Raw genomic sequence first — 7,244 nt, 5'->3', positions numbered from 1 at the left:
GAACCCGCCCCCGCGCCATGTCTCCCCCGGTGAGCCGCCGTCCCGGTGGGCGGACAGGGCTCCACCGGGACGGTTCCCGGAAGAGTCCCCGCCCCACGGTCCGCGCGACCTCCTCCACCCAGAGGGCGCCGGCCGACGGCAGGGGAAAGAGCGGCCCATGTTCTCGCCTCGCTCCCCGTGGAACCCGCCGCGGACGGGTAGTCCACCGGAAGGGACGAGGGGAGCGGGTGTGACCGGTGTGGCGAACAGCACGCGGGGGCCCGTTCCGTGCCCGTCCTCCGAGGCTGGGCTAGACTCGGTGCATTTACCGGGTCGTGTTCACCCGCGACCCAGCCCACCCGACCGCCCCACCCGCGAGCCCGGGCACCGCGCCCGCTCCCGTGGACGGGGTGTGAACCGCGGGGACGGCGAGGGCGTCGAACCCGGGAACGCAGGGAGTTCCCGGGCGGCCCCCCGCCCTGCCCCACAGAACGACCTTCCTTCGGAGGTGGACCGTGTCCGCTGACCACCGAGAGCAGCAGCCCAGCCAACAGGGTTCGCGTATCGACCCGCACGTCGGCCGCTACGCACGCCGAGCACAGGGCATGGTCGCATCGGAGGTCCGCGCACTCTTCGCCGTCGCCTCGCGCCCCGAGGTGGTCTCCCTCGCCGGGGGCATGCCCAACGTCGCGGCTCTGCCCCTGGACCAGATCGGCGAACTGGTCAAGGACGTCGTCTCCGAGGAGGGCGCGGCGGCCCTCCAGTACGGTTCCGCCCAGGGCGACCCCGTGCTGCGCGAGCAGCTCTGCGACTACATGACGCTGGAGGGCATCACCGCCAGCCCCGACGACGTCATCGTCACCGTCGGCTCCCAGCAGGCCCTGGACCTGATCACCCGCGTCTTCGTCGACCCGGGCGACATCGTGCTGACCGAGGCCCCCACCTACGTCACCGCGATCAACACCTTCGCCGCCTTCCAGGCCGACATCCGCCACGTCGGCATGGACGAGCAGGGCGTGATCCCCGAGGAGCTGGAGGAGGCGCTCGTCCGCGCCGAGCTGGACGGGCGGCCGGTGAAGTTCTTCTACACCGTCCCCAACTTCCAGAACCCCGCCGGGATCACCATGACGGCCGAGCGGCGCGCGCGGGTGACCGAGGCCTGCGAACGCCACGACGTGCTCATCGTCGAGGACAACCCCTACGGCCTGCTGCGCTACGACGGCGACCCCGAGCCCACCCTCTACTCCCAGAGCGAGGGCAACGTCATCTACCTGGGATCGCTGTCCAAGACCCTCTCCCCGGGCCTGCGCATCGGCTGGGCGCTCGCCCCCGCCGCGGTGCGCGCCAAGCTCGTCCTGGCCGCCGAGTCGGCGATGCTCAGCCACTCCACCTTCAACCAGCTGGTGGTGCGCCGCTACCTCAACACCTTCCCCTGGCGCGAGCAGATCAAGTCGTTCAACACCATGTACGGCGAACGCCGCGACGCGATGCTCAACGCGCTGACCGCGATGATGCCCGCGGGCTGCACCTGGACCCGCCCCCAGGGCGGATTCTTCGTCTGGGCCACCCTGCCCGAGGGCATCGACGCCAAGGCCATGCTGCCCCGGGCCGTCACCGAACGGGTCGCCTACGTGCCCGGCACCGGCTTCTACGCCGACGGACGCGGCCGGGCCAACATGCGCCTGAGCTTCTGCTACCCCACACCCGAGCAGATCCGCGAGGGAGTGCGCCGCCTCGTCGGAGCCATCGAGGGTGAGATCGACCTGCGTGATACGTTCGGCACCACCCTGGCCCCGAGCGCAGACGGCCCACAGGCCCCCGCTCCGGACCTGCCCTGACACCCCATGAGGGCACCCCATCATGACAGCAGCACAGAAGGAGGTCCGCGCCGTGGCAGACCTTGACCGGGTTCTCGTCCTGGCCGGGGGCCTGTCCCCCGAACACGAGGTGAGCGTCCACTCCGGGCGCGGCGTCGCCGAGGCGCTGCGCAGGCTCGGCGTGGAGGTCCAGGTCGCCGACGTGGACTCCACCCTGCTGGACCGCCTCGTCCAGGACCCGCCGCAGGTGGTCTTCCCCGTCCTGCACGGGGCCGCGGGCGAGGACGGCGCCATCCGGGAGGTCCTGGAACTGGTCGGGGTGCCCTACGTGGGCGCCCGGCCGGGGGGCTGCCGACTGGCCTACTCCAAGCCCGCCGCCAAGGCGCTGCTGGCCGCCGAGGGCGTGCGGGTGCCGCGCGGCGCCGCCCTGCCCAAGTCGGCCTTCCACGACCTGGGCGCTCCGGCGCTGATGGACCGGCTCGCCGACCGGCTGGGCCTGCCGCTGTTCGTCAAGCCCGACCGGGGCGGCTCCGCGTTCGGCGCGGCGCCGGTCGGCTCGGTGCAGGAGCTGTCGGCGGCCCTGGTGTCCTGCTTCGCCTACAGCGACTCGGCCCTGGTCGAGGAGCAGGTGCAGGGCACCGAGCTGGCCGTGGGCGTCCTCGACACCGGCGACGGGCCGGTGGCGCTGCCGCCGGTGGAGATCGTGCCCGACGGCGGGGTGTACGACTACGCCGCCCGCTACACCGCCGGGCGCACCGAGTTCTTCTGCCCGGCGCGCCTGGACCCCGCCACGGTCGCCGAGGCCACCGAGGTGGCGCTGACCGCGCACCGCGTCCTGGGGCTGCGGGACCTGTCCCGCACCGACGTCATCGTGGGGACCGACGGCCGCGTCACCTTCCTGGAGACCAACGTGGCCCCGGGCCTGACCGAGACCTCCACCTTCCCGATGGGGGCCGCCGCCGCGGGGCTGGACTTCGCGGTCGCGTGCCGGGAGCTGGCCCACCAGGCGCTGCTGCGCGGCTGACCCCGCCGACGCGTCCGGGCCGGGCGCCGCCGTTCCCGGCGGCCCCGGCCCGGTCCTGTTCCGGGAGCCCGAGCGCCTCTCCTGACAGCCCCGGCCACCCCTTCGAGCCGCTGGAGAGGGGACAGGGCAATCCCCGCGCCGTGGTGACGCCGTGGCCCCACCCCGTCGCGGCGGTGCCCGGGCGGCTACGTCCCCGCCTCCAGGTGGCGCCAGCGCACCGGGTCCAGGCCGAAGGCGCGACCCCGCCCGTCCCGGGACGTCCGCGGTCCCGCGGCGCCGCAGAGGCCGTCGAGGAGGAGCATCTCGTCGCCCCCGGGCTGGAACTCGTAGTCGACCCGCTCCAGCCGGGTGCGCACGCCCCGCCCCTCCAGCCACTCCCGCAGCCGGTCGAGCGCACCGTACCTCTCCCCGCTGGTGTGCAGCACCACGGGGAACAGGCGCACCTGCCACCGGGCCACGCGCACCAGTTCGAGCAGGGCGCACCGGTGGAAGTCCTCGTCGAGCCGCGCCCCGTAGGAGAACAGCAGGTGCGAGCTGAGCACCAGGTCGAAGGAGCGGTCGGCGAAGGGCAGGTCGGGCAGGGCGCCCGCGACGTAGCGCTCCGGCCGCGCCGCGAGGTCGGCGGCGAAGGCGCGCGCGGCCCGGGTCCGCAACCGCGTGTACCGCTCGGGGGAGCCGAACCACGTCCACACGAAATCCGCCGCCCCCCGCGCGACTAGGGAGTACCGGTGCTCGGCCTCGCGCAGGGCCAGCGAGCCCAGCGCCCTCCTGTCACCGGCGTACTCGGGGTCCACGGCGACGGCGTCCGCGCCCCGCGCCCCGGCCACGAACCCCGCCGCCCCGCCGGGGCAGTCCAGGATCCGCAGCGACAGGTCCCGGTCCGAGAGCGCGAACATCGCCCGGTACTCCTCGAAGGAGCGGGAGCTGACGAACACCGGCCCCTCACCCCCGCCCGACGAAGGGCATCGCGGTCGGCAGGACGGTGAGGAACTGGACGTTGGCGTCCAGGGGCATCGACGCCATCAGCGTCAGCGACTCGGTGAACCGCTCCACCGGGATCACCGGCTCCACGGCCCTCGTCCCGTCCGCCTGGACCGCCGCGGGCTGCGGCCCCCCGTCCACCGGCGCCACGTTGCCCACGTCGATCTGCCCGCAGGCGATCCCGTACCTGCGCCCGTCCAGAGCCAGGGCGCGCGTCATCCCCAGCAGGGCGTGCTTGGCCGCGGTGTAGGCGATGGTGTACGGCCGCGGCACATGGGCCGAGGGGGCGCCGTTGTTGATGATGCGCCCACCCCGCGGCGACTGGTCCCGCATCACCCGGAAGGCCTCGCGCGAGCACAGGAAGGCTCCGGTGGCGACGGTGCCCACCACCCTGTCCCAGTCGTCCAGGGGCATGTCCTCGACCGGCCTGCGCGGCACGGCCGCGCCCGCGTTGTTGAACAGCAGGTCCACCCGGCCGAAGCGCTCGCGCACGGCCGCGAAGAGCGACGCGACCCCGTCGGGGTCCCTGATGTCGGTCGGGACGGCCGCCATCCGGTCCGCGTCCGCCCCCGCCAGGGCCAGGGTCTCCTCGAGCGCGCCCGCGCGCCGTCCGGCCACCGCGACCGACCACCCGTCCGCGAGCAGGGCCAGGGCGCCCGCCCGGCCCAGCCCGCTCCCGCCGCCGGTGACCACGGCGACCCCGCCGCCGCGCGGACGGGGGGTCACAGCACCTCCGTGCTCATCCAGGCCCTGAGCACGCGGCGGGCCCGCGGACCGGGCACGTCCACGTAGGGCGAGCGCCCGTGCATGACCCGGTTGTTGCGGATGAGCAGCAGCTCGCCCGCCTCCAGGCGCAGGCGGAAGGCGATCTCGGGCCGGTAGAGGACCTCGTCCAGGAAGCCCAGGGCCTCCCACTGCTCCTCGCTCAGGGGCGGCCCGCCCCGTTCGGGCGAGGTCCGCACCGTGCGGGGCTGGTAGTAGCAGCCCACGGAGCCGTCCTCCTGGACGAAGAGGATCGGCGAGACGACGACCTGCTGACCGGCGCGGCCGGTCCGGTCGAAGGTCCAGTCCCGCTCCAGCGTGGCGAGCACGTCGGGGCGCTCGCCCGCCACCGTCTCGCGCACCGTCCGCGCGCTGGCGAGCTTGGTGTCGCCCCCGCCGTCCACCGCGGGCTGGAGGCAGAGCAGGACGAGCACGTCGCAGGTGTCGCAGTGGAAGCCCAGCTCGGTGGCCCCGTCGCCGTCCTGGTCGCGGAGCACGTGGGTCAGGTCGCCCTTGGCGTTCTGCGGGATGACCTCGCCCAGCTCGCGCAGCACGAACCGCATGACCGCCTCGCTCACGGCGTAGGGCGCGTCGGGGGAGACCAGGCCGCGCACGTGCGCGAACCCCACCGAGCGCACGCTCTCGACGGCGAAGGCGCGGAGCCTGTCGCGCACCTCCTCGGCGCCGTCCCAGCTGTCGGCCGCCGCGGCCTCCGCAAGCAGTCGCGTGTCCTCCTTCTCCAGCGGCAGCGACCAGAGCGGGCGCCGCTCCTCCAGGACCTCGGTGTTCCATCCCAGGTCGGTCACGGTGTCATCGGACATGGGTCGTTCCCTTCGTCAGGCGGGTTCGCGGGGAGTGCCGCGAAGCGTTCAGCGGGCGGTGGCGCCGTCCTGGACGGCGACCGGGGGCAGGAAACCTGTCCGGGCCGCCCACCCCAGGGCCGCGGACCACCACCGGGGGGTGGGGGCCGCGAAGCGCACACCGGCGCGGTCGAGCAGGGACACGGTGCGCGAACCGTCGACGACGACGTTGCGCTCCTCCAGCTGCGACCACGCCGACGCCAGGCGGATCTCCGTCGGGTGGTCGGGCTCGGCCCGGGCCAGCGCCGCGGCGAACGCCTCGTCGCCGGTCAGCGCGACCGGGTAGCCGTGCCGGGCGAGCCAGGCCACGAGTTCGTCGTGGGGGACCTGGTGGGGCGACTCGACGTGGTAGGCGCCGGGCACGGCGCACGGGTGCGTGGCGATCGCCGCGATCCCCGCCGCCACCGTGTCCACGTGGGAGAAGACGAAGGAGGTCGACGGGCGCCTGGGCGCCGCCCCGGCCAGGACGTAACCGCGCACGAGCTGGTAGACCCGGTTGTCCGAGACGTTGCTCTGGAACGCCCCGGTACGGCTGTGCGCGGCGATGTGGCCGCTGCGGTGGACGTAGCACTGGCGGCCCGAGGCGGCCCAGGAGCGGACGATCTCCTCGGCCGCGAACTTGGTCCTCTCGTAGGGGGTGCGAAAGCTCTGTCCGATGCGCAGGTCGGCCTCGCTGAAGCGGCGCGCGGGCCCCTCGACGCCGCCGCACACGGCCAGGGTCGACAGGTGGTGCAGGCGCGCCCCGGGGACCTCGGCGTCGATCCAGGACACCAGGGCGCGGACCGCGGTCGCATTGACGCGTTCGAGTTCGTCGGGCGGCGCCACCAGGCGCACGTCCGCCGCGGCGTGGACGACGGCGTGGACCCCCCTGACGCGGCGCAGCCCGTCCCCGGACAGGCCCAGGCCCTCCCGGGTGACGTCTCCGGCCACGGCGTCGACGCCGCCCGACCCGGCGCCGACCCGCCGGACGGCGTCGGCGTCGCTGTCGGCGCGCACCAGGCAGGTGACCTCCGCCCCCCGCTCCAGGAGCGCGCCGAGCAGGTGCGTGCCGAGGTAGCCGGTGGCGCCGGTGAGCAGGACCCGCGCGGGTTCGCGGAGCACCCGCACGGCCGCGCCGTGGTGGGGAGCCCCGTGGAGCATCGGCTGCCCCGAGGTCGACACCGGCGACCTGCTGTGCGCCGGGGGCTTCGCCAGGGCCTCGGCCGCGACGCGGCGGCCGAAGCCGGAGAGGACGCCCGCCGCGTCCTCGTGGGACAGGTCGGGCCAGGCGTACACCAGGTCGGCCACCAGCCTGCCCTCGACGACGCGGGCGGTGAGCCGGAGGCGCTGGAGGGGGTCGCCCCCGGAGCAGCGGGCGTTCCCGGCCTGTTCGGGGGCCACGGTCCAGCCGAGGGAGGGGTCTCCGGGCGGCCGGAACGTCCCCAGGAAGTTGAACCCCGCCTCGGGTCTGGGCCCGGGGGAGTCCATCGGCAGCTCGGGCGCCTCGCGCAGGAGGCGCCGGACCGCCCGCGCCCGCAGGGCCGGGCCGCCGTCGGCGCGGTCGAGTCCGACCCGCTTCGCGGCGGTGAACCAGCCGACGGTGTCCATGTAGGCGTGCCCCGCGTCGCTGGTGTCGCGCCCGTGCGTCTCCACCTCCACCTCCAGCCGGGCGTGCCCGCCGCGGCCCAGCACGGCGTCGGCGAAGGCCGCCAGCAGGAACGCCTCCAGGTCCTGGCCGTGCCCGTGGCGGTGCACGAGCCGGTCGGTGGCCGCCCCGTCCAGGCCCCAGACCAGGGCCGTCGGCCGTGCCCGCTCGGGCGCGGCCCCGCCCCGGGGCGGGGC

General features: G+C 75.0%; 6 protein-coding genes. 2 read left to right on the top strand and 4 right to left on the bottom strand.

Going from position 1 to position 7,244, the window contains the following annotated elements; all coding sequences use genetic code 11:
- The first annotated feature begins 584 nt into the window (after positions 1–584).
- Together DQW06_RS18945 and DQW06_RS18940 are read left to right on the top strand one after the other, a co-directional pair.
- A complete protein-coding gene (locus DQW06_RS18945; protein ID WP_117199022.1) occupies positions 585–1,817 on the top strand; it encodes a PLP-dependent aminotransferase family protein in 1,233 nt (410 codons plus the stop codon).
- Positions 1,818–1,869: 52 nt separating this feature from the next.
- Complete coding sequence (locus DQW06_RS18940; RefSeq protein WP_019607117.1) at positions 1,870–2,820, top strand: D-alanine--D-alanine ligase; 951 nt, start codon at positions 1,870–1,872, stop codon at positions 2,818–2,820.
- 185 nt (positions 2,821–3,005) lie between these two features.
- Here DQW06_RS18940 and DQW06_RS18935 read toward each other — a convergent pair whose 3' ends face one another.
- The 4 genes from DQW06_RS18935 to DQW06_RS18920 form a co-directional block, all read right to left on the bottom strand.
- Complete coding sequence (locus tag DQW06_RS18935; RefSeq protein ID WP_117199021.1) at positions 3,006–3,755, bottom strand: methyltransferase domain-containing protein; 750 nt, start codon at positions 3,753–3,755, stop codon at positions 3,006–3,008.
- 7 nt (positions 3,756–3,762) lie between these two features.
- Positions 3,763–4,527, bottom strand: a complete 765-nt coding sequence (locus tag DQW06_RS18930; RefSeq protein WP_013153263.1) for an SDR family oxidoreductase — start codon at positions 4,525–4,527, stop codon at positions 3,763–3,765.
- Complete coding sequence (locus tag DQW06_RS18925) at positions 4,524–5,384, bottom strand: TauD/TfdA family dioxygenase (RefSeq protein ID WP_013153262.1); 861 nt, start codon at positions 5,382–5,384, stop codon at positions 4,524–4,526. Before DQW06_RS18925 ends, DQW06_RS18930 begins: the two co-directional genes overlap by 4 nt.
- Before the next feature lie 48 nt (positions 5,385–5,432).
- A partial coding sequence (locus DQW06_RS18920) for an SDR family oxidoreductase (RefSeq protein ID WP_117199020.1) occupies positions 5,433–7,244 on the bottom strand: 1,812 nt, incomplete at its 5' end.

The sequence above is a fragment of the Nocardiopsis sp. TNDT3 genome (assembly GCF_003427465.1).
In the GTDB taxonomy this organism is placed as follows: Bacteria; Actinomycetota; Actinomycetes; order Streptosporangiales; family Streptosporangiaceae; genus Nocardiopsis; species Nocardiopsis dassonvillei.
Note: the sequence above shows the minus strand (reverse complement) of the source record. Positions and strands in the feature narration are given on the sequence as shown.

What these genes read in the sequence shown, in the direction of transcription:
- DQW06_RS18945 (WP_117199022.1), top strand. Translation starts at nt 585, where the DNA reads ATGGTCGCATCGGAGGTCCGCGCACTCTTCGCCGTCGCCTCGCGCCCC.
- DQW06_RS18925 (WP_013153262.1), bottom strand. Translation starts at nt 5,384, where the DNA reads ATGTCCGATGACACCGTGACCGACCTGGGATGGAACACCGAGGTCCTG.